Annotated in this window: 17 protein-coding genes and 1 other RNA gene; all 18 read left to right on the top strand. The window is 40.2% G+C overall.

Translation table 11 applies throughout. The features are described from left to right. Positions 1-1,104 precede the first annotated feature (1,104 nt). The 18 genes from ACFINF_RS03210 (at position 1,105) to lpxC (ending at position 21,955) form a co-directional block, all read left to right on the top strand. Positions 1,105-1,614, top strand: a complete 510-nt coding sequence (locus tag ACFINF_RS03210) for a lytic transglycosylase domain-containing protein (RefSeq protein WP_375619648.1) — start codon at positions 1,105-1,107, stop codon at positions 1,612-1,614. A gap of 83 nt (positions 1,615-1,697) precedes the next feature. Continuing rightward, positions 1,698-2,088: RNase P RNA component class A (rnpB, locus tag ACFINF_RS03205), an RNA gene on the top strand. 264 nt (positions 2,089-2,352) lie between these two features. Beyond that, positions 2,353-3,351: a 16S rRNA (cytosine(1402)-N(4))-methyltransferase RsmH gene (rsmH, locus tag ACFINF_RS03200; protein ID WP_375619647.1), complete on the top strand. Its 999-nt coding sequence runs from the start codon at positions 2,353-2,355 to the stop codon at positions 3,349-3,351. Further along, positions 3,348-3,752, top strand: coding sequence for a hypothetical protein (locus tag ACFINF_RS03195; protein WP_375619646.1), 405 nt, complete (start codon positions 3,348-3,350; stop codon positions 3,750-3,752). The genes rsmH and ACFINF_RS03195 overlap by 4 nt, the downstream gene beginning before the upstream one ends. Then, complete coding sequence (locus ACFINF_RS03190) at positions 3,752-5,494, top strand: peptidoglycan D,D-transpeptidase FtsI family protein (RefSeq protein WP_375619645.1); 1,743 nt, start codon at positions 3,752-3,754, stop codon at positions 5,492-5,494. Before ACFINF_RS03195 ends, ACFINF_RS03190 begins: the two co-directional genes overlap by 1 nt. A 16-nt stretch (positions 5,495-5,510) precedes the next feature. Beyond that, a complete protein-coding gene (locus ACFINF_RS03185; protein ID WP_375619644.1) occupies positions 5,511-6,962 on the top strand; it encodes a UDP-N-acetylmuramoyl-L-alanyl-D-glutamate--2,6-diaminopimelate ligase in 1,452 nt (483 codons plus the stop codon). Further along, positions 6,959-8,380, top strand: a complete 1,422-nt coding sequence (gene murF / locus ACFINF_RS03180) for a UDP-N-acetylmuramoyl-tripeptide--D-alanyl-D-alanine ligase (protein WP_375619643.1) — start codon at positions 6,959-6,961, stop codon at positions 8,378-8,380. The genes ACFINF_RS03185 and murF overlap by 4 nt, the downstream gene beginning before the upstream one ends. Positions 8,381-8,401: 21 nt before the next feature. Further along, positions 8,402-9,472, top strand: a complete 1,071-nt coding sequence (mraY, locus tag ACFINF_RS03175) for a phospho-N-acetylmuramoyl-pentapeptide-transferase (RefSeq protein WP_375619642.1) — start codon at positions 8,402-8,404, stop codon at positions 9,470-9,472. 4 nt (positions 9,473-9,476) lie between these two features. Continuing rightward, positions 9,477-10,871: a UDP-N-acetylmuramoyl-L-alanine--D-glutamate ligase gene (gene murD, locus ACFINF_RS03170; protein ID WP_375619641.1), complete on the top strand. Its 1,395-nt coding sequence runs from the start codon at positions 9,477-9,479 to the stop codon at positions 10,869-10,871. A 144-nt stretch (positions 10,872-11,015) separates the two neighbouring features. After that, entirely contained in the window at positions 11,016-12,170 is a 1,155-nt protein-coding gene (locus ACFINF_RS03165) for an FtsW/RodA/SpoVE family cell cycle protein (protein ID WP_375619640.1), read from the top strand. Then, entirely contained in the window at positions 12,163-13,299 is a 1,137-nt protein-coding gene (gene murG / locus ACFINF_RS03160; protein ID WP_375619639.1) for an undecaprenyldiphospho-muramoylpentapeptide beta-N-acetylglucosaminyltransferase, read from the top strand. The genes ACFINF_RS03165 and murG overlap by 8 nt, the downstream gene beginning before the upstream one ends. Beyond that, positions 13,283-14,710 carry a UDP-N-acetylmuramate--L-alanine ligase gene (murC, locus tag ACFINF_RS03155; protein WP_375619638.1) on the top strand — a complete coding sequence of 476 codons (1,428 nt, stop codon included), beginning with the start codon at positions 13,283-13,285 and terminating at the stop codon, positions 14,708-14,710. The genes murG and murC overlap by 17 nt, the downstream gene beginning before the upstream one ends. After that, positions 14,688-15,665, top strand: coding sequence for a UDP-N-acetylmuramate dehydrogenase (gene murB, locus ACFINF_RS03150; RefSeq protein ID WP_375619637.1), 978 nt, complete (start codon positions 14,688-14,690; stop codon positions 15,663-15,665). The genes murC and murB overlap by 23 nt, the downstream gene beginning before the upstream one ends. A 238-nt stretch (positions 15,666-15,903) precedes the next feature. Further along, on the top strand, positions 15,904-16,824 hold the full coding sequence (locus tag ACFINF_RS03145; RefSeq protein ID WP_375619636.1) for a D-alanine--D-alanine ligase: 921 nt from the start codon (positions 15,904-15,906) through the stop codon (positions 16,822-16,824). Beyond that, positions 16,812-17,723 carry a cell division protein FtsQ/DivIB gene (locus ACFINF_RS03140; protein ID WP_375619635.1) on the top strand — a complete coding sequence of 304 codons (912 nt, stop codon included), beginning with the start codon at positions 16,812-16,814 and terminating at the stop codon, positions 17,721-17,723. Before ACFINF_RS03145 ends, ACFINF_RS03140 begins: the two co-directional genes overlap by 13 nt. Next, positions 17,720-19,021: a cell division protein FtsA gene (gene ftsA / locus ACFINF_RS03135; RefSeq protein ID WP_375619634.1), complete on the top strand. Its 1,302-nt coding sequence runs from the start codon at positions 17,720-17,722 to the stop codon at positions 19,019-19,021. Before ACFINF_RS03140 ends, ftsA begins: the two co-directional genes overlap by 4 nt. A 63-nt stretch (positions 19,022-19,084) precedes the next feature. Further along, a complete protein-coding gene (ftsZ, locus tag ACFINF_RS03130) occupies positions 19,085-20,857 on the top strand; it encodes a cell division protein FtsZ (protein ID WP_375619633.1) in 1,773 nt (590 codons plus the stop codon). A gap of 213 nt (positions 20,858-21,070) precedes the next feature. Then, positions 21,071-21,955, top strand: a complete 885-nt coding sequence (lpxC, locus tag ACFINF_RS03125) for a UDP-3-O-acyl-N-acetylglucosamine deacetylase (RefSeq protein ID WP_375619632.1) — start codon at positions 21,071-21,073, stop codon at positions 21,953-21,955. The last annotated feature ends 118 nt before the right edge of the window (positions 21,956-22,073 follow it).

The following is a 22,073-nucleotide window of genomic DNA, read 5'->3' as shown; positions in this document are numbered from 1 at the left end:
CTACTAAGGGTGTTGGTCAAGTTAATTGCATTATCAATCGCTACAATGGCAAAAGCAGTATTGACTATAATAAAACGCGTTAATCGTATTTTATATGCCAGTTATTTTTTTTATTTGATATAGGCAAATAGAAAATTTTAAAGGATTTAAGATTTCTTTGTTCTACGGGTTTTAGGATATTTATTCACTTGTATGATTTCTGAAAATGAGGTGCAAGGCTGATAAGATGATAGTCTGTGACAAAGAAAAAATATTTGAATGAAGATGAGAGGTCTATTTTCATTTAAAAAGGCTTTGAGGGTATTAAGTTTTCTAACATTTTTCAAAAAACAGATAAAAGTAATTGTTAAGCTTTGTTGTAGAGACAAAGACGGATATAACTTTTTTAGCATATTGTTTTATAATAATAATTTGTCACTTTCATATTGAGTGAGAATCTTAAGAATTGTAAAATTCTCTCGTTTTAAATTTATTCATGGTGAAAAAATCAAAATCAGTTTCTTGTGGACGACAAGTGGGAGGCTTGTGTGGATAAAAGCTTCTTTGAGGCATCTTGATAGCTAAAAGTCTGTTGCAATATTTTGAATTGGTAAAGAGTGTGATGGTTTTAGTATGTTTATGAATCTTTATGCGCAATGATGGGGGTAGGGATTTGTTTTATGATTTGTTGGGGTTTTATCGGATATAAAGAGTGCTGTGGGTGTTTATTAACCAGAGAGAAGCGTTGATAACGGTTTATATTTTTTGTGAAACTTTTTTTATATTGAGGATCTTCGGTAAAGAGATGTTCTTGTCTCTTTTTAAGATGCTATTTTTTAATATAAAAATTGAGTTATACAACAGTGATAGCAGAAATTTACAGATTATATCATTTTATTTAATACGCTATAAGATTAATTATAGTCTCTTTATTTTTTTTATTTTATGATATAGATAAATCTATAATTTGTGCATAAAGAGATTTTCTTTTATTGCAGAATTTTATCTTGAAATTGTCTTACTCTTTCCTTTTTCAAGCCGTTCTTTTGCTTTCTTTTTTTGTACAATACGTTTGCAAATTATTTGCGCCTAGAATTTGAGAATGTTTGAGTGAAGAGAAAGAAAATGCAATTTTTGAAAATCTTGTTAAATACAGCGTGTGCTGTATTTTTTGTATTTGATATAAGTTGGACTCATAGTGTCTTAAATGTTGCGGAATCAGGAGAAGTCTCAGTGATTGTTGCTTCTAAGATTCCTGATCGTCCTTATGAGTTTCTTATTCAGAAACTTGCGAATAAATATAATGTTCCCGTTAATTTAGCACATGCTGTTGTAAAAGTTGAAAGTAATTATAAGGCAGGTATAAAGGGGGCTGCTGGCGAAATAGGTTTGATGCAAATTAAACCCTCTACGGCACGAGGGTTGGGCTTTAGTGGTTCTGTACAGGATTTGTACGATCCTGCGACCAATCTTGAATATGGTATGCGTTATTTGGCACGGGCGTATAAACTCAGTGGCGGAAGTACGTGTGGTACAATCCTTAAATATAACGCAGGTCATGCTGCAAAAAAAATGAATTCCATTTCGGCGAAATATTGCGCAAAAGTAAAAACTTATCTAGCTTCATTAAAATAAAAACATCTTTTTAGACAGGTTTGCTATAAAATATTTTAAGATGCTATTTTCATGGAGCAGAAAATGTTTTATAAATTAATGCGTCAGTCGGCTGGGCAGCCGCGCTTGTCTAATGCTGAAATGCGGCAGGTGAGGAAAGTCCGGGCTCCATGGAAAGACGGTGCCGGGTAACACCCGGCGGGGGTGACCCTAGGGAAAGTGCCACAGAAAGTAAACCGCCTATTTTTATAGGTAAGGGTGAAAGGGTGGAGTAAGAGCCCACCGCGCATTCAGTAATGAATGTGGCAAGGTAAACCCCACCGGGAGCAAGACCAAATAGAAATGACGTGCAAAATTTAATTTGCAGCCGATTTCCGGGCGAGTCATTCGGGTAGGTTGCACGAGGCGGATGGTAACATCCGTCCCAGATGAATGGTTGCCATGTAAAGTGTAAGCTTTACTCTACAGAACCCGGCTTATAGGCCGACTGATATTTCATGATGATACGCGATATTTTATAAGATCGATTATATATGGTCTTTTATGGAGTCTATGTGTTTGAAATGGACACTTGAGCAAAGAGTGTTTTAAAAAATTATAACATTTCTTTAAGTATAATGCGTTAGGATCTGTCTTGGGATAACTTTAGTTTTTTCGTTCATTGTGATTAATATGAAAGTTGAAGGCTAGGTTATTCTAAAATCAGTTGCTATGAGAGAGCTGTTGATTTGAGACAGCATAACTTCAAGACGGATTATTTTGATAAAGCAGGATCAAAGAGCTGAGCGCCATATTCCAGTGTTGTTGCAGCCAGTTTTGGCTGGGCTTATGCCATTGGTTGGAGCAAAAGTGATTGATGGCACCTTTGGTGCTGGTGGTTACACGCGCGCTTTGTTAAAGGCAGGAGCGGAGGTGATTGCTCTTGATCGTGATCCTCATGCGATTAGTGCAGGACAATCGCTTGTTGAAGAATTTTTTCCACGCCTTCGTTTGGTCCATATGGCATTTTCACAGCTCGATTGTGTCGTTGAAGAGAAGGTGGATGCAGTTATTTTGGATATTGGTGTTTCTTCAATGCAGCTTGATGAAGCTGAAAGGGGATTTTCTTTTCAAAAAGATGGTCCATTGGATATGCGAATGGCTCAGACTGGTTTTACAGCCAGCGATGTTGTAAATCACTTAAAAGCAAGGGATTTGGCACGTATCTTTAAGATATTAGGAGAAGAGCGTTATGCGGGGCGAATTGCACGGATGATTGAAAAGCGTCGTGTTGTTCAGCCTTTTTTGCGTACAGGTGATTTGGCGTATGCTATCGAAGCGTTGATAGGACGTAAGCCGGGAGATCGTATTCATCCGGCAACACGTGTGTTTCAGGCTCTTCGTATATATGTTAATGATGAAATTGGTGAATTGGCATGTGGTTTATTTGCTGCTGAACGCGTTTTAAAAGCGGGAGGTCGTTTGGGCGTTGTCAGTTTTCATTCTCTTGAAGATCGTATGGTCAAAAGATTTTTTTCAGTTCGTTCTGGAGAATGTATGAGATCACGTTATCTTCCTGAAATAAAAACGGCTCCAGCAACATTTTTTCCTTTGTTTAAAGGGGGGATAACTGCAAGTGAAGAGGAGTTACAGCAAAATCCTCGTTCACGTTCTGCGCGGTTGCGTATTGGTGTACGAACTGAAGCAGAGGCTCTTACAGCAGATATGAAATTATTTGGTTTAGCAGAGATTGCCAGTTTTGAAGGCGGCAAGAAATGACAGTTTTTCGTACATTTGATATGATCTTAGTGATGATTATGATTTGTATGGCAGGTCTTACTTATAAAGTAAAATATGATGTTCAAAAACGAATGAACGAAGTTCGTCATCTTGAGCATGAAATTGCTGCAGCAAAAAATACGGTAAGTTTGCTTCGTGCTGAGTGGGCTGTGATGATAAGGCCTTCACGCATGCAAAAACTTGCAAAACGTTATCAAAAAGAACTTGAGTTAGAGGTTATACAGCCGCGTCAAATCGTGGCGTTTAAAGATATTCCGGTACGGATACGTGATCAAATTGAAGAAGTGATTAAACAAAATATTTTGGAAGATAATCAGGATATTTTGACAAATAATCGGGCTTCTCAGATAAATGGTGTTGTCCAAAAAGGCGCGCAGTAATGAAATCGACTTTTTTATTCTCACAGAAGAAAAAGCGCTTAAAGAATTCGTTGAATAATCATAATGTTTCTGTTCGTCGTCCCTATTCTAGTCGTCCACGTTTGCTTTTTTCGTTGTTCTGCTTTTTAATTTTATATAGCATCATGGGGGCTTGCCTTATTTCTTATGGGTTGGAAGGTGGACAGATTGAAGAAGCAAAGGGGCCAGGAGTTCTTCAATTGATGGCACGTCCTGATATTGTTGATCGTAATGGTCGTTTATTGGCAACAGATATTAAAACGTATTCACTTTTTGCTGAGCCACGACGTATTATTGATGTGGATGAAACAATTGAATTGCTCTCAACAGTTTTGCCTGATCTTAATTGGCAGGAAACCTATAAGCGCTTAAAAAGAAAATCTGGTTTTTCTTGGATACAGCGTGGGTTAACACCAATGCAAAAGACGAAAATTATGGCTCTTGGTATACCAGGAATTGGTTTTCGGACTGAAATTCGTCGTTTTTATCCTGATGGACCTGTAACTTCCCATATTCTCGGTATGGTGAATGTTGATAATCAGGGGATTGCAGGTATGGAAAAATATATTGATGATGCGGGGTTGAGTGCTTTGCGTGCCGCTGGTCTTGCCATGGAAGAATCATTAAAACAAGTTCAGCTTTCGATTGATGTGCGTGTTCAGGCAATTGTTCATGATGAACTTATTCAGGCTATGAAGCGTTATAGGGCAATTGCTGCAGGAGCTATTATTTTAAATATACATACGGGGGAAATTTTGGCTTTGGCATCACTACCAGATTTTGATCCTGGAAATCCTATTGAAGCTTTAAAAAGTGATCGTCTCAATCGGATGACGGCAGGAGCTTTTGAAATGGGATCGATCATTAAAAGTTTTACAACCGCCATGGCTCTTGATTCTGATATTTTTCATTTAAACAGTATTATTGATGCTTCAAAGCCAATAAAAGCAAGTAGTGGGTATACTATTCATGATTTTCATGGGAAAAATCGTCCCTTAACGTTATGGGAGGTTTTTATTTATTCTTCCAATATTGGTTCTGCTAAAGAGGCATTGGCGATAGGGATTGATAAACATCGTGGTTTTTTGCAAAAACTTGGGTTACTGGATCGTCTTACAACAGAGTTGCCTGAAGTTGCTCATCCTATTGTGCCACATCATTGGAAGGATATCCATTCTATGACGATTTCTTTTGGGCATGGTATGGCAACAACACCTTTGCAAACAGCTGTCGGGGCAGCTGCTTTAATGAATGGTGGTTGGTTAATTGCTCCGACATTTTTAAAACGTACAAAAGGACAAACTTTGCACCATGCAAAACGGGTTTTGCAGGCTAAAACAAGTCAAAATATGCGTTACCTTTATAAATTAAATAGTGATATTGGTTCTGGACGTAATGCAAAAGTCGAAGGTTATCGTATAGGTGGTAAGACAGGAACAGCTGAAAAAGTTGAAAATGGAAAATATTCTAAAACAAAAAACTTCAATAGTTTTCTTGCTGCTTTTCCTATTGATGATCCTGTTTATGTTGTTTTAACAATTATTGATGAACCAAAGCCTGCAGAGGGACAGCGTTCAGCAACAGCGGGGATGAATGCTGGACCAATGCTTGCTAATATTGTTCGTCGCACAGCTAGTTTTCTTGGTGTAAAACCCGATTTTAAAAAAGAATATGAGCCTCTTTTAAGTAAAAAGAACAATTCAAGTTTCGTTAAACAACGGTAATAAAAGGTGCATCGTTATGTTGTTTGGAACAGTTTTTACAGAATGTCTTGAAGATCAGAATCTTTCTTCAATGGAAATAACAGGAATCAGTGCAGATTCTCGACAAGTCTTGCCAGGCTATGTTTTTGTTGCTGTTCAAGGAAAAAAAAGTGATGGAAGACACTATATAGATGCTGCGATAAAGCGTGGCGCACGAGCAATTGTTACAGATTGTCATGCTGTTCTTGAAGATTTATCTGTTCCCATTTTACGTGTTTCCAATGTTCGTCATAGTTTAGCGTTGGCAGCTGCACGTTTTTACGGTTCTCAGCCTGAAATGGTCGTTGCTGTGACTGGTACAAGTGGTAAAACATCTGTTGTCTCTTTTATTCGGCAAATTTGGACTCATGTTGGATTTTGTGCTGCGAGTATAGGAACGGTTGGGGTTGTTTCTCCTAAACGGAATGTTTATGGTTCTCTCACAACACCTGATCCGGTTGCCTTGCATCGTCTTCTTTGTGAAATTTCTCATGAAGGTGTGACTCATGCAGCTCTTGAAGCTTCTTCGCATGGGCTTGATCAAGGACGACTTGATGGAGTTTGTTTAACGGCTGGTGCCTTTACCAATTTAGGGCGAGATCACATGGATTATCACACGGGGGTAGAGGATTATTTGCGGGCTAAAATGAAGTTGTTTGATACACTTTTGCCTGTATCTGCTCCTGCTTTGATTTTTGCTGATGATGTTTATTCACAAAAGGTTATCGATGTTGTTACACAAGCGCGCCGTCGTGTCTTGACAATTGGTCGTAAGGGGCAATTTATCACGATTAATCGTGTTGAACATCAACGCTCAAAACAGTGTATTGAGTGTCGTGTGGAAAATAATATTTATACATTTGATTTGCCTTTGGCTGGAGATTTTCAGGTAGCCAATGCGCTTATGGCAGCGGGGTTAGCAATTGCAACGGGTGTTTCACCTCGTAAGGTTTTTTCTGCGCTTGAAACTTTGCAGGGGGCACCTGGGCGGTTAGAATTTGTCGGAAAGACAGAAAATAATGCGCCTGTTTATATTGATTATGCCCATAAACCAGAAGCTTTGGAGCAGGTTTTGCTTTCTGTTCGTCCCTTTACGCAAGGGCGTTTGATCGTTGTTTTTGGTTGTGGAGGAGATCGTGATCAAGGAAAAAGACCTTTGATGGGAAAAATTGCGGCGGATAAAGCGGATATTGTTATTGTAACGGATGATAATCCTCGTACAGAAATGCCAGAAAAAATACGCAAGGATATTTTACAGGCAGTGCCAAAAGCAATAGAGATAGCAGATCGTGGTGAGGCTATTTCTTACGCGGTGGGGCTTTTGAAAGTTGGTGATACATTAATCATTGCTGGAAAAGGTCATGAGGATGGCCAAATTATAGGGCAGACAACTTATCCTTTTTCAGATCGTCTGAAAGCGATAGAAGCTCTCGAGGACCGAAAGAAATGACAGCTTTATGGGATAAGAAAGCACTTGTTGCTGCAATTAATGGTGTTGTAATGGGAAGTATGCCAGAAACTTTTTCTGGGGTTTCCATTGATAGCCGTACTCTTGCGGAAGGTGATATTTTTTTCTGCATTAAGGGGCATCATCTTGATGGTCATGATTTTGCTGCGCAAGCTTATGAACGGGGTGCAGGCGTTCTTATTGTTGCGGAACACCGTTTGAGGGATATGAAAAAAATATCGGCTCCACTTATTGTTGTTCCTGATGTTTTGCAAGCCCTAGAAAAACTTGCACAAGCTGCACGCAAACGTTCAAGAGCTAAGATTATCGCGATAACAGGATCGGTGGGAAAAACAACGACAAAAGAAGCTTTGAAACAAGCACTTGCAACGACTGGGAACGTTCATGCGAATCTCGCTTCTTTAAACAATTGCTGGGGGGTTCCACTCACTTTAGCGCGGATGCCTATGGAGAGTGATTATGGTATCTTTGAAATTGGTATGAATCATAAAGATGAAATTCGCCCTCTGGTCAAACTGGTTTGTCCGCATGTTGCTCTCATTACGCATATTTGTGCAGGACATATGGGTTTTTTCAAAAATCTTGAAGAAATAGCAAAGGCAAAAGCTGAAATTTTTGAAGGATTAGATGAGAAAGGCATTGCCATTTTAAATGCGGATAGTGATTTTTTTTCTTATCTCGTTCAAAAAGCAAAGAAATGCGGTGTAAAGAAGATCTTAAGCTTTGGTGAGAGTAAAAATGCTGATTATCAAGCGCGAAATATACGTCTTCTAACCGATCGTTCTTCTATGATTGTAAGTATTAGGGAACGGGATAGGGAGGTTCAAATTGGTGCTCCCGGACGCCATATTGTGCAAAATAGTTTAGGGGTTATTGCTGCTTGTGATGTTATGGGAGTTGAGTTAGAGCCTGTTCTTCTTTCTTTTCGCCATTTTTCTTCTCAAAAGGGGCGAGGTGTTTGTTATCGACTGTCTTTATCAAATGGGGGTGAATTTTATCTCATCGATGAAAGCTATAATGCAAATCCTGCTTCTATGCGTGCTGCGCTTGAGCTTCTTGCTACAGGACCAATCGGTAAAGAGGGGCGGCGAATTGCTATTTTAGGAGATATGCTAGAGTTAGGGGAGTATAGTGAAAAGCTTCATCGTGATTTAATAAAGCCAATACGTCTTTCCGGTGCTAATCCGGTTTTTCTATTTGGTGAGGCGATGAAATCTTTAGTCAGTGATTTGTCTGCTGATGTTAAGGTTCATTATGCTGAAAATATTGAGAAAATTTTATCTCTTCTTTTAGCAGAAATTTCTTCTGGGGATCTGCTTATGGTTAAATCATCCAATAGCCTTTGTTCATCAAATATTGTGACTGCATTGCTTGATCGCTATAAAGCAGTTTCTTCATAGTTTTAAGAGGTTTTTTGTACCATGATGCTGTTTTTTTCTTCGTTTAGTGATTGGCTTCCAGGTGTGAATGTATTTCGTTATATTACTTTTCGCACGATAGCAGCTATGCTTACTTCGGGGCTCATCGTCTTTTTGTTTGGACCTAGCATCATTGCTTCTCTTAAATTGCGGCAGGGTAAGGGGCAACCGATTCGTGCTGATGGTCCTCAAACACATTTTAAAAAGGCTGGAACACCTACAATGGGTGGATTGATGATTTTAACCGGCATTGTAGTATCGGCATTTTTGTGGTGTAATTTATCGAATATTTATTTTTGGGTATCGCTATTGGTTATGCTTTCTTTTGGGGCAATTGGATTTTATGACGATTATCTTAAGGTCACAAAACAAACAGACAAAGGATTTTCTGGGACAGCACGGTTAAGTTTGGAGTTTTGTGTTGCCGCAATTGCTGCTTTTGTCATCCTGAAAATTGGTTCATCTGGATTCGCTTTGCCTTTTTTGAAAGATTATCTTATCAATTTGGGCTGGTTTTTTATTCCTTTTTCTGCTTTTGTCATTGTCGCGACGGGTAATGCGGTTAATTTGACGGATGGACTTGATGGGCTTGCTATTGTTCCTGTGATGGTTGCAGCCTTGTCTTTTGCTCTGATTGCTTATCTTTCTGGTAATATGAATTTTGCTGATTATCTCCAAATCCATTATGTATCGGGAGCAGGTGAATTGGCTGTTTTATTGGGAGCTGTTGTTGGGGCAGGGCTTGGTTTTTTATGGTTTAATGCACCCCCTGCAGCTATTTTTATGGGAGATACTGGTTCATTGGCTCTTGGAGGATTATTAGGGACTGTTGCGGTCGCTACGAAGCACGAAATTGTTTTGGCTCTTATTGGTGGGCTTTTTGTTGTGGAAGCTTTTTCGGTCGTTATTCAGGTTGGTTATTTCAAATTAACAAGAAAACGAGTGTTTCTTATGGCACCGATACATCATCATTTTGAGAAAAAAGGCTGGACTGAAAGCCAAGTCGTGATACGCTTTTGGATTATTTCAATTGTTCTTGCTCTTATTGGTCTTTCAACACTTAAATTGCGGTGAGATTTTGATTTCTGTTGCGTGTTATAAAGGGCAAAAAGTTGCTTTATTTGGATTAGGGAAGTCTGGACTAGCAACGGCACAAGCATTGATGCGTGGCGGTGCAGAAGTGGTGGCGTGGGATGATAGTCCTTCAAGCGTGCAAATGGCTTTTCGGCACAATATTCCAACGCGAAATTTCCGTTATGAAGATTGGTCAGAATTTGTTGCATTGATTGTAGCTCCTGGAGTTCCTTTAAATTATCCTCAACCCCATTGGGTTGTTGAAAAAGCACGAAAAAAAAATATAGAAATTATCGGTGATATTGAATTATTTGTTCGTGCGCGCCATCATTTTTTACAGCATTATGGTTTTTGTGACCAAGATGTTCCGTTCATTGCGATTACGGGGACGAATGGGAAGTCAACCACAACGGCTTTACTTGCGCATTTGTTGGAAAAAATGGGCTATGATGTGCAGATGGGGGGAAATATCGGAAAGTCAATATTGACGCTTAAGCCATTTGTTAAAAAACGTATCTATGTGATTGAATGTTCATCATTTCAAATTGATCTTACTCCCTCTCTTCAGCCGACCATTGGACTTTTATTGAATTTAACACCTGATCATATTGATCGACATGGGAGTTTTGCCTGTTATGTGCAAACCAAAAGGCATCTGATTGCTCAGGCTTCTCATGCTTTTATTTCAGTTGATGATGCAGCTTGTAGGGTTTTATATCAACAGTTACTTCATGAAGGGAAGAAAATTGGGGCAATTTCCAAGGATCATTTTGTTGAAAATGGTTTTTATGCAGATGGGACTAAGCTCTTTTCTGTTTGTCAAGGACAGCGTCATATGCTTGCAGATTTGGCGTCTATGACTGCTTTGCGCGGACGTCATAATGCGCAAAATGCCCTTATGGCATTAGCAACGTTGCAGGCTTTAAAAATAACCGATTCCTCTATAAACAAGCATTTAGCAAGTTATAAAGGGCTGGATCATCGTATGCAGCAGGTGCGTAAAATGGGGGCGGTTTTGTTTATCAATGACAGCAAGGCGACTAATGCAGATGCAACAGCTCCTGCGCTTTCCACCTTTAATGATATTTTTTGGATTGTTGGGGGACAGGCAAAAAAGGGAGGAATAGAGTCTCTTAGAGAATTTTTTCCTAAAATTCGTAAAGCCTATTTGATTGGGAGCGCGGCGGAAGAATTTGCTCGCACTATTGGATCTGCTTTTCCCTTTTCTATGAGCTTAACTTTGAAAAATGCGGTGCGTGAAGCAGCTGTTGACGCAATGGGTTGTAAGGAAAAAGAGGTGACGGTTCTTTTGTCACCTGCTTGTGCAAGTTATGACCAATTTAAAAATTATGAAATGCGAGGCGAAGAATTTGTCTCTTTTGTGATGCAGTTACAATAAAAAAAGCATCAGTTATAAAAAAATATTTTTGCGTTAAGACTCCAGAATCTTTTGTTGTGTAATTTAGTTTTTAAAGTGTTTGTTAAATAGGCTGGGGAACCATATCACTTTGAGATAATTTATAAAATGGATAAGGTGGATACCATGGTTACGCGTGCAGATAGAGATCCAATTGCTAATTGGTGGTGGACGATTGATCGCTCTATCTTTGCAGCTTGTTTAATTTTAATGGGAATTGGCATTATGCTGTCTTTTGCTGCCAGCCCTATTATTGCAAAAAAAATCGGAATTGCTGATAGTTTTTATTTTGTTCGGTGGCATATCATTTTTAGCATTTCAGCATTTTTTACGATGGTTACCATTTCTTTTTTTTCGCTTTCTAATATTCGTCGTTTATGTGCTCTTTTGCTCGTAGTAACGCTTGCTCTTATGGTTGCAACCTTATTTTTTGGTCCAGAATTAAAGGGAGCTCGGAGGTGGATTCTACTATTTGGTTTTTCTGTACAGGCTTCAGAGTTTATGAAGCCAGCTTTTGTGGTTATGTCCGCTTGGCTTTTTTCAGAACAGATACGCAGGAGGGGAATTCTGGGTTATACGTTAGCGATTCTACTTTATGCCATTTGTTGTGTGCTTTTGGTTTTGCAGCCTGATATTGGACAAACAGTTTTAATAAGTGCAACATGGGGGGGGCTGTTTTTTATTGCTGGTGTACCTCTTACCATTATTTTTCTCTTTCTCATTTTAGGCGTTGTAGGAATTATTTTAGCTTATCTTTTTCTGCATCATGTGCGTGAGCGTATCAATGGTTTTTTGACAGGTGAAGGGGATACTTTTCAAGTGGATGTAGGACGTGAGGCTATTTTGAATGGTGGTTGGTTTGGGCAAGGTCCTGGGGAGGGAACAGTAAAACGTATCATTCCTGATAGCCATACAGATTTCGTATTTTCCGTTGCTGCTGAAGAATATGGTATTATTCTTTGTTTGTTAATTATGATGCTTTTTGGCTTTATCGTTATGCGTTCATTGTATATAGCCATGAATACACGTGATTCCTTTATACGTCTTGGTATTACTGGCATAGCAATGATGATTGGCTTTCAATCAGCTATTAATATGGCCGTTAATCTTCACTTAATTCCTCCAAAAGGCATGACATTGCCTTTTATTTCTTATGGTGGTTCTTCAATGGTGGCGATTGCTTTTTCAATGGGCATTTTGCTCAGTTTAACACGTCGTTGGCCAGAAGCACGCCTTTCAGCTTTTTCTTCCTCTTCTGTCTTGGATACCCCTTATGAATGATAAAAAAGTTATTGTTTTAGTGGCTGGTGGTACAGGTGGACATCTTTTTCCTGCTGAAGCAGTTGCTGTTGAATTAAGGCGGCGTGGATATGATGTTCATTTAATAACAGATGAAAGAGCACGACCTTTTGTTCGGTGCTTTGATGAAGAGCATATTCATATCGTTTCATCGGCAACATTTATACGACGCCATCCTTTTGCTCTGATAAAGACGTTTTGGTCTTTGCTAAGGGGTATGGGGCAATCGTTGGCGTTGTTTTATAAATTACGTCCTGTTCTTGTTGGAGGATTTGGGGGGTATCCGAGCTTTCCTCCTCTTTTTATTGCGGCCTTAACGAGGCGTGTAACATTTATTCATGAACAAAATGCTGTTATGGGGCGTGCCAATCGGGTGTTGGCAATTTTTGTGCGTGCAATCGCTGGTGGTTTGTTGTCGCCAAATGGCGCTTATGCTCATAAAATACTTTTGACGGGGAATCCTGTCCGTGAGGCTGTGTTGAAGGCGGCTAAAATTCCTTATCATTCCTCAACTGGTGAAGAGCCATTTCATTTTTTAATTTTTGGAGGTAGCCAAGGGGCTTCTGCTTTTTCACATATTGTTCCAGAAGCTATTGCTTTATTCGATGATAAGAATCGTAAACGTTTACGAATTGTGCAGCAAGTCCGAGGTGAAGCAGAAGGGTTGATCAAAATCTATCGTGATATGGGTGTACAAGCAGAGGTAGCTCCTTTTTTTGATGATATGGCTGAACGTATGGCACATGCCCATTTTATTTTGTCGCGCGCTGGGGCTTCATCTGTTTGTGAGATAGCGGTGATTGGTAGACCTGCTTTGCTTGTTCCCTATCCCCATGCTTTAGATCATGATCAGGTCGCTAATGCAGCTTTGCTTGCTCGTGTAGGTGGTGCACAAATTGTATCAGAAAAAGATTTAAATGCACAAAAGCTTTCTTCTCTTTTAATGCACGCTTGTTGTGCGCCCCATTTATTAGAAAAACAAGCGCTTGCTGCAAAAAAAGTTGGGCAACCTCATGCAACCCTTTGCCTTGCTGATATGGCTGAATCCTTAATTGCAGGGCGATTGTTGTCAGATATAAAAGAGGAGCTTTTTAATGAAAATGCCACTTGATATAGGTGTTATCCATTTTATCGGAATCGGGGGGATCGGTATGAGTGGAATTGCGGAGGTTTTTTATAATCTTGGCTATAAAGTTCAAGGGTCAGATCAAGTTGAGAGTGCAAATGTTGAACGTTTGCGGAGAAAAGGAATTAATGTTTATATAGGTCATTGTGCTGAAAATTTAGGAAATGCAGAGGTTGTTGTTTTTTCTACTGCCGTTAAAAAAACAAATCCTGAGTATATTGCTGCAAAGGAAAGACATTTACCGCTTGTCAGACGTGCAGAAATGCTGGCGGAGCTGATGCGGTTTCGGCGTGCAATTGCGGTGGGTGGTACACATGGTAAAACAACGACCACATCAATGGTCGCAGCTCTTCTTGATGCTGGTCATTTTGATCCAGTGGTGATTAATGGCGGTATTATTAATGCTTATGGTACGAATTCTCGTACAGGAGATGGCGATTGGATGATTGTTGAAGCTGATGAAAGTGATGGTACATTTTTAAAGCTGCCTGCTGATATTGCTGTTATTACTAATATTGACGCTGAGCATTTAGATCATTATGGAAGTTTTGATGCTGTGCGTGAGGCTTTTCGGCAATTCGTAGAAAATGTTCCTTTTTATGGTTTTGCTGTTTTGTGCCTTGATCATCCAGAGGTTCAGTCATTGGCGGGCCGTATTGATGATCGGTGGGTGATCACTTATGGTGCAAATCCACAAGCGGATGTTCGTTTTCTTAATCTTTCGATGCATGGTCAAAAAACGCATTTTGATGTTCTTATTCGCTCACGCAAAACAGGAAGAAAGATTGAGTTGAAAAATTTGCTTTTACCCATGGCAGGACAGCATAATGTTGCTAATGCAACGGCGGCGATTGCTATTGCGCATGAACTAGGCATTTCAAATGAAGCTATAAAAAGGGGTTTAGCAGAATTTGGCGGAGTAAAACGGCGTTTTACGCGAACAGGAAGTTGGCGAGGTATTGAAATATTTGATGATTATGGACATCACCCTGTTGAAATAAAGGCTGTTTTGCGTGCAGCACGTGAGAGTGCAAAAGGGCGTGTTATTGCGATTGCACAACCCCATCGGTATTCACGTTTGTATCATTTATTTGATGATTTTTCTGCTTGTTTTAATGATGCAGATACAGTGTTGATTACGCCCGTTTATGCGGCTGGTGAAGAGCCTATTATTGGATTTGGTTCTCAAGAATTGGTAGAGCATATTAAAATGGCGGGTCATCGTGATGTGCGCTTGATACATAGTCTGGAAGATGTCGTGTCTCTTGTCTCAAAATTTGCTCAGGCAGAGGATTATGTTATTTTTCTTGGTGCTGGTAATATCACACAATGGGCTTGCGCGTTGCCTCATCAGTTAGCGGTATTGGATGGTCATGGTAAATTTTCAGCACATTGATGGTGAGGCGCTATTGGCGCAACTGCAACCGCTGTTGGGCGGCGTGAGAGGCAAGCTTACACCTAATGTTGAAATGCGTAAGGTAACGTGGTTTCGCACGGGCGGGTTGGCAGAGCTTTTTTATCAGCCTGTTGATGAAGAAGATTTGGCTCTCTTTCTTCAAAATTTGCCTGAATTTGTTCCTGTAACAATTGTCGGTATCGGTTCTAATCTTTTGGTGCGTGATGGGGGCGTTCCTGGTGTTGTGATTCGTCTTTCTCCAAAAAATTTTGGGCAAGTGCAGCAAGTTTCTCCAAAAGGCTTTTTAGTTGGTGCTGGTACGGCGGATAAACATTTAGCTGCTGCTGCTTTAAAGGCAGAAATTGCAGGTTTTCATTTTTATCATGGTATTCCTGGTGCTCTTGGAGGAGCTCTCAAAATGAACGCGGGTGCGAATGGTATTGAAACCGCAGCGCGTGTTGTTGAGGTCTATGCGCTGGATCGTAAAGGGCAACGTCATATCTTGAGTTTGAAAGATATGCATTATTCTTATCGCCATTGTGATATTCCTAAAGATTTTATTTTTACAGCTGCTTTATTGGAAGGAAAACTCGGTAATAAAGATGATATTCGTGCTGCTATGGATGAAGTTTCCCTCCACAGAGAAACAGTACAACCTATTCGTGAAAAGACAGGAGGATCAACTTTCAAAAATCCTGAGAATGGATCTGCGTGGCGCGTGATTGATGAAGCAGGGTGTCGTGGTTTACGGATTGGTGGCGCTCAAATGAGTGAAATGCACTGTAATTTTATGATTAATACAGGGAAAGCAACAGGATATGATCTTGAAGCATTGGGAGAAACAGTGCGTGCGCGTGTTTTTGCAAATTCAGCCCACCTTTTACAATGGGAAATAGAGCGTATTGGTCAATTTGAGCGTGGTCGAAGTGTTTCTCCTTTTGATCCATTTCATTGATTTATTGTTCACTAAAAAAGTGCAAATAAAAAATTGAGTCATTTCAAAGAGATAATAAAAAATTTCTATTAAGAATCAATAAATTAACAAAGAATCTCTTGCATCAGGCTTTTGAGTCTGATTCATTATGCAAAATGCTAGGTTATTGATTCGCAAGGATAAACCTTGTTTTTTCTGTATGTGGTGCTGATGTATTTTATATAGACTACATATAGTATGCGAAAGAGGGTGATTTATTATGAGAGATAAACATATAGCTGTGTTAATGGGAGGTTTTTCTTCTGAACGGTCTGTAAGTTTATCTTCAGGGGCGGCTTGTGCTGATGTTCTAGAGCTGCAGGGGTATCGCGTGAGCCGCGTGGATGTTGACGCGCATATTGCTTCTGTTCTTGAACAGTTACAGCCCGATATTGCCTTCAATGCATTGCATGGTCCATTTGGTGAAGATGGCCGGATCCAGGGGATTCTTGAATATTTAAAAATTCCTTACACCCATTCTGGTGTGATGGCATCCGCTTTGGCAATGGATAAGGGACGTGCAAAAATTATCGTTGCAAATGTTGGGGTTTGTGTTGCTCCTTCTCGTATCATGAGCCGCTTTGCTTTGGGACAAACGCATCCCATGGAGCCTCCTTATGTAATTAAACCTGTGTGTGAAGGATCAAGTTTTGGTGTTGTCCTTGTCCAGGAAAATGAAGCAGCACCGCCGCATAGTATTGGGGGAGCTGAGTGGGGGTATGCCGATGAGGTGATGATTGAAAAATATATTCCTGGTCGTGAATTGACTTGTGCTGTTTTGGGGAATGAAGTGCTGGATGTGTGTGAAATTCTTCCCGATAAACACTTTCCATTCTACGATTATGACTCGAAATATAAAATGGGTGGTTCTCTTCACATTTGTCCTGCACAACTTTCACTAAATATTTACCAAAGTGTGCAAAGAATGTCTTTAGCAGCCCATCAGGCGATAGGGTGTCGAGGTGTTAGCCGTTCTGATTTTCGTTTTGATGAGAAAACGGGAGAATTGGTTTGGCTTGAAATTAATACGCAACCCGGTATGACATCGACGTCTCTTCTTCCTGATATTGCAAAAGCGAGCGGCCGTACTTACGGCGATATTGTTCAATGGATGGTGGAGGACGCATCATGTATGCGTTGAATGTTAATAAAACAAATGTTCCGATGGAGGTGCTTTCAGTGCCGGCTTTGCCACGTCTTTATCGTCGTTTCCTCCGGTTTATGTTTGAGTTTGTTTTTGTCAATATTCATATTCCACGCCATTTCGGTTCTTTTGCGGTGGTATGGTTTTTCTTTGTTACGGCTTTTTATGGACTTTCATCAAGTGGTCAGATGGCTGTGATCGTAAACACGATCATATTAGATAGTAGTTTTGTGGTCACTCATGTCGATATAAGCGGCAATAAGCGTTTGACAAAGCAGGATATTTTTAAAATTTTAAAACTTGATGTTGCGCCTTCTATATTCACTTTTGATGTTGAAAGAGCACGTTCTCTTTTGGAAAAACAGGCTTGGGTGCAATCGGCTAATGTTCAGAAAATTTATCCTAATAGAATGCGCATTTCCATCGTGGAGCGTGAACCCTATGCTATTTGGCAACATGATAGCATAGTGGATATTGTTGATAATACAGGTCGTGTCATTGTGCCCTTTAAAGGGGAAATTGTTCGGGATTTACCTCTTGTGGTTGGGCAGGGTGCACAAAATGCTGCTAAAGTGTTTATTCAAGCGCTGTCAGTCTATCCGGAAGTATATGATCGTATTCGTGCTTTTGTGCGGGTAGGTGATCGACGTTGGGATCTTGTTTTGGATAATGGAATGCGCGTTATGTTGCCTGAAAATGGTGCCCTTGAAAGGCTTTCTTCTCTTGTTTCGTCCGGTACAATGCAAGATCTTTTATCTCGCGATATTCTCAGTGTTGATTTACGTCTTGCTGATCGAATTACTGTTTCTTTATCAGATGAAACGTTGGAGCGTTATCATGCTACTGTAGAAGAAGAAGAACGTATTTTAAAGGCACGAAAGGCAGGAAACCCATGATGTTGCTTAGATCACATCATCTGGGAGGGCGTAAAACACGTTTTTTAACGGTTCTTGATGTCGGTTCAAGTAAGATTGTTTGTCTTATTGCCTGTTTGCGTCCTTTGAAGCATGCGCACTATTTACATGGTCGTACACATTCTACGGAAATTCTAGGCTTTGGAGTGCAGCGTTCACGCGGTATTAAATCTGGTGTTGTCATGGATATGTTTGCAGCAGAACAATCAATAAGGTTGGCTGTTGATGCGGCAGAAAAAATGGCTGGTTTGGTGGTGGATTCAGTGATTGTGAATTTTTCCTCAAGTCGATTACAAAGTGCTTTGATTAATGGAAAAGTCCATTTGAATGGCCGTGAAGTCACCAAGCGTGATATGCGTATGGCCTTTTCAGATGTTTCACGTAAAGCTTTTGATGCTGAACGTCATGTTATGCACTCAGTTCCAGTTTCTTATGTATTGGATGGAGATAAAGGAATTTCTGATCCTGTCGGAATGGCAGGGGAAACATTTGGGGTTGACGTGCATGTGGTAACAGCTGAAACAGCGTCTTTGCGTAATTTAGAAACTTGTATTAATCGTGCACATTTGAGTGTTGAAGCAATGGTTGCTACTCCCTTTGCAAGTGGTCTTGCTGTCTTGATGAATGATGAGGCGCATTTAGGGGCTGCATGTATTGATTTTGGTGGTGGAACAACAACATTTTCAGTGTTTTTTGAGGGAAAATTTATTCATGCGGATGCTCTTGCTGTTGGGGGGCATCATGTCACTCTTGATGTTGCGCGCGGATTTTCTATGTCTCTAACAGAGGCGGAACGTTTAAAAGTTATTTATGGTTCAGCACTTTTAACAAGTGCTGATGAGCGGCAAATGATTAATGTAGCAGAAATTGGGAGTGAACAGCGTGAAATTCAATATCCTCGTGCGGTTCTTGGGCGTATCATTCGTGCGCGTGTTGAAGAAATTTTAGAAATGGTTCGTGATTGTTTAAATCGTTCTGGTTTTGGTCATATCATTGGTAAACGTGTTATTTTGACTGGGGGAGCAAGCCAGTTAACAGGATTGCCAGAAATGGCACGTACTATATTGGGAAGAAATGTTCGTATCGGGCGGCCTTTAGGTATTTCGAGGCTTCCTTCTCTTGCAAAAGGGGCGGCGTTTACATCTGCTGTTGGGTTGTTAATTTATCCGCAATTGGTGGGTTTTGAAGAAAAAACAATGCAGGCGGCAGGAAATCATTTATCGATGGGCACGCGTGGGTATTTTCAGCGTGTCGGTCAGTGGTTGCGTGAGAGTTTTTAGTTAAGTCTAGTTGGATAAATTTCATCGCTTTGGCTTGCGGTGTCTTATGAGAAGGAAAAGAAAATGACGATTAATCTGCATCGGCCAGATATCGCGGAATTGAAGCCACGCATTACCGTTTTTGGTGTTGGAGGTGGTGGCGGGAATGCCGTGAATAATATGATAAATGCTGGTCTTCAGGGAGTTGACTTTGTTGTTGCAAATACGGATGCACAGGCTTTGGCTATGTCAAAGGCTGAACGTGTTATCCAACTTGGGGCAGCTGTGACAGAAGGTTTGGGTGCTGGAGCTTTACCGGAAGTTGGACAAGCGGCGGCAGAGGAATGTATTGATGAAATTATCGATCATCTTGCAGACTCTCATATGGTTTTCATTACTGCTGGTATGGGGGGAGGGACTGGAACAGGGGCTGCTCCCGTTGTTGCTCGAGCAGCGCGTGAAAAAGGTATTTTGACTGTTGGTGTTGTGACAAAACCGTTTCAATTTGAAGGCGCACGTCGTATGAAAACGGCAGAGGCTGGTATTGAAGAATTACAAAAATCTGTCGATACATTGATTGTTATTCCCAATCAAAATCTTTTCCGTATTGCAAATGATAAGACAACGTTTGCTGATGCTTTTGCTATGGCTGACCAAGTGCTTTATTCGGGTGTTGCTTCCATTACGGATTTGATGATTAAAGAGGGTTTGATTAACCTTGATTTTGCTGATGTTCGCTCTGTTATGCACGAAATGGGTCGAGCCATGATGGGAACGGGTGAGGCATCTGGTGATGGACGTGCTTTGGCTGCGGCTGAAGCTGCTATTGCAAACCCATTGTTGGATGATACCTCTATGCGTGGGGCGCGTGGTTTACTGATTTCTATTACGGGTGGTCGTGATATGACTCTTTTTGAGGTTGATGAAGCTGCTAATCGTATTCGTGAAGAAGTGGATGCTGATGCGAATGTGATCTTTGGCGCTATTGATGATGAGTCATTGGAAGGTGTTATTCGTGTTTCTGTGGTTGCCACCGGTATTGATCGTGAAGTTAGTGATGTGGTTCAGTCCTCTCATCCTCAGCTTCAAAGGCCTGCTTCTTCAATGCGCAAGAGTGATCCTGGAACGTCACACAGTTCTTTTCATGTTCAGTCATCGCCACTGCGTTCTGAGTCAATGGTAGAAGTAATCGAATCACTTGAAATAGAGAAGGCTAAATCAACCGGAGAACAGTTCCGTCCCAAAAGTCAAATTTTTGCACATCCTACAGAAGCAATGACGACACGAAGTGCGACGAATGCTGTTGCGTATGGTTCAAATGCTGTTCAGGAACAGAGATCAAATGTGCCTCGTATGCAAGTAAGTCGTGGTTCTCAACAGGCTATGACGGCTCCTGTGAGTATGGAGGCAACAGCGCATGTTCTTGATGAGATGACAGAGGTTGTGAAGCAAAAAGAAAAGCTAGTGCAACCAAAACAAATACAACAAATGCAAGCGCGCTCTCCAATGCGTATGCCTGAGTTAAAGGATTTTCCTCCTGTTGCTCATGGACAAAGTCAAAGAACATCTGTGACTGATCAAGGTCCTCGTAATCTTTGGCAGCGTTTGAAACAGAGCTTAACGCATCGTGAAGAAGAAGAGCCAGAAGCGAGGCTGGAGCCTGCTGTTAGATCGTCTCAGCAGCAAGAGTCTTATGTTTACAATAAAAATTCTCAGGCGCTTTCTCAAGATTCTTCTGTTTATGTTCCACGTCGTTCTGGTGAGTTGCACCCTCAGGTACCACAAGATCAGCGTACTTTTATAAGTGAAGAAGATCAGTTGGAAATACCAGCATTTTTACGTCGTCAGGCAAATTAATTGATGAAAAATGAGGCAAAGTAAGAAAAATTATTACCTCTTTGATGATCAGTCAAAAATTATACAGTAAAATATATTGCTATTTTTGGGATAAAATACTTTGTTTTTAAAAAAACCGCTTATAGTAAGCGGTTTTTTTATTATTTACTATGAATACTTTTTATAGTTTTATAACTTTTGTTAAAAGATGTAAAAGCAATTCAATAAAATAATATGATAAATTTGGTGCCAAAATATCAGTCTACTCTTAAAAAAGCAGTAATATTTAAGGGGATTGGCGTTCACAGTGGCTGTTTGTCAGTGGTAAAGGTTTGTCCAGCGGATGTTGGGTGTGGTATTATTTTTAAGCGTTGTGGATTAGATGGAACAGAGAAAATATTTCAAGCCCATGCATCCCAAACAGGAGAAACTGAATTATCAACGGTACTTGGAGATGGAGATGTAAGGGTTGAAACAATTGAACATTTGATGGCAGCAATTACTGCTTATAATTTGGATAATCTTATTATTGAAGTGTCACATAATGAGGTTCCTATTTTGGATGGTTCAGCGTGGCTATATTGCCAAGCTTTTGAAGACGTTGGCATTGTACAGCAAGATGCGTTGCGTTCTTATTTCATTATAAAAAAACCGTTGCGGGTTGAAGGAGCTCATGGTGTTGCAGAGCTTTTGCCATTCGATGGACGTCGTTTTGATATAATGATCTCTTTTCCTTCTCCTGCTATTGGTAAGCAACATTTCAGTTTTGATCTTACCACACGAGGGTTCAGAGATGATTTGTCACGTGCGCGCACTTTTGGTTTTATCAAAGACGTGGAAAAATTAAGGCTTTCTGGAAAGGCGAGAGGCGCTTCTTTGGAAAATTCTCTTGTTATCGATCTTAATGATAAAATTTTAAATCCCGGTGGTCCTTATTGGGAGAATGAATGTGTTCGGCACAAGATGCTTGATGCGATTGGTGATACTGCTTTGCTTGGGGCGCCTTTTATTGGATTATTTCGTTCTTATTGTAGTGGACATAGAATTAATGCGCAATTGGTGAAGGCTGTTTTGGCAGACGAATCACATTACGAAAAAAGCTTTTTAGAGAAAGAGTAAAAAAATTGACAAGATTTTTTTATCGTTTATTTGATTTTTAAGGGGATGATTGACCTAAACTGCTAAATTGGTTATGTGGATTTTAAAGTGATATGGTATAAGACCTTTTATAACTTGT

Source organism: Bartonella sp. TS25HLJMH (genome assembly GCF_042193505.1).
Lineage (GTDB): Bacteria > Pseudomonadota > Alphaproteobacteria > Rhizobiales > Rhizobiaceae > Bartonella > Bartonella grahamii.
Note: the sequence above shows the minus strand (reverse complement) of the source record. Positions and strands in the feature narration are given on the sequence as shown.

Coding starts and splice junctions, on each gene's coding strand:
- ACFINF_RS03165 (WP_375619640.1), top strand. CDS start 11,016: ATGGTTACGCGTGCAGATAGAGATCCAATTGCTAATTGGTGGTGGACG.
- ACFINF_RS03195 (WP_375619646.1), top strand. CDS start 3,348: ATGACAGTTTTTCGTACATTTGATATGATCTTAGTGATGATTATGATT.
- murF (WP_375619643.1), top strand. CDS start 6,959: ATGACAGCTTTATGGGATAAGAAAGCACTTGTTGCTGCAATTAATGGT.
- murB (WP_375619637.1), top strand. CDS start 14,688: ATGGTAAATTTTCAGCACATTGATGGTGAGGCGCTATTGGCGCAACTG.
- ACFINF_RS03145 (WP_375619636.1), top strand. CDS start 15,904: ATGAGAGATAAACATATAGCTGTGTTAATGGGAGGTTTTTCTTCTGAA.
- murG (WP_375619639.1), top strand. CDS start 12,163: ATGAATGATAAAAAAGTTATTGTTTTAGTGGCTGGTGGTACAGGTGGA.
- murC (WP_375619638.1), top strand. CDS start 13,283: ATGAAAATGCCACTTGATATAGGTGTTATCCATTTTATCGGAATCGGG.
- ACFINF_RS03185 (WP_375619644.1), top strand. CDS start 5,511: ATGTTGTTTGGAACAGTTTTTACAGAATGTCTTGAAGATCAGAATCTT.
- lpxC (WP_375619632.1), top strand. CDS start 21,071: ATGATAAATTTGGTGCCAAAATATCAGTCTACTCTTAAAAAAGCAGTA.
- ACFINF_RS03210 (WP_375619648.1), top strand. CDS start 1,105: ATGCAATTTTTGAAAATCTTGTTAAATACAGCGTGTGCTGTATTTTTT.
- ACFINF_RS03140 (WP_375619635.1), top strand. CDS start 16,812: ATGTATGCGTTGAATGTTAATAAAACAAATGTTCCGATGGAGGTGCTT.
- mraY (WP_375619642.1), top strand. CDS start 8,402: ATGATGCTGTTTTTTTCTTCGTTTAGTGATTGGCTTCCAGGTGTGAAT.
- ACFINF_RS03190 (WP_375619645.1), top strand. CDS start 3,752: ATGAAATCGACTTTTTTATTCTCACAGAAGAAAAAGCGCTTAAAGAAT.
- ftsA (WP_375619634.1), top strand. CDS start 17,720: ATGATGTTGCTTAGATCACATCATCTGGGAGGGCGTAAAACACGTTTT.
- ftsZ (WP_375619633.1), top strand. CDS start 19,085: ATGACGATTAATCTGCATCGGCCAGATATCGCGGAATTGAAGCCACGC.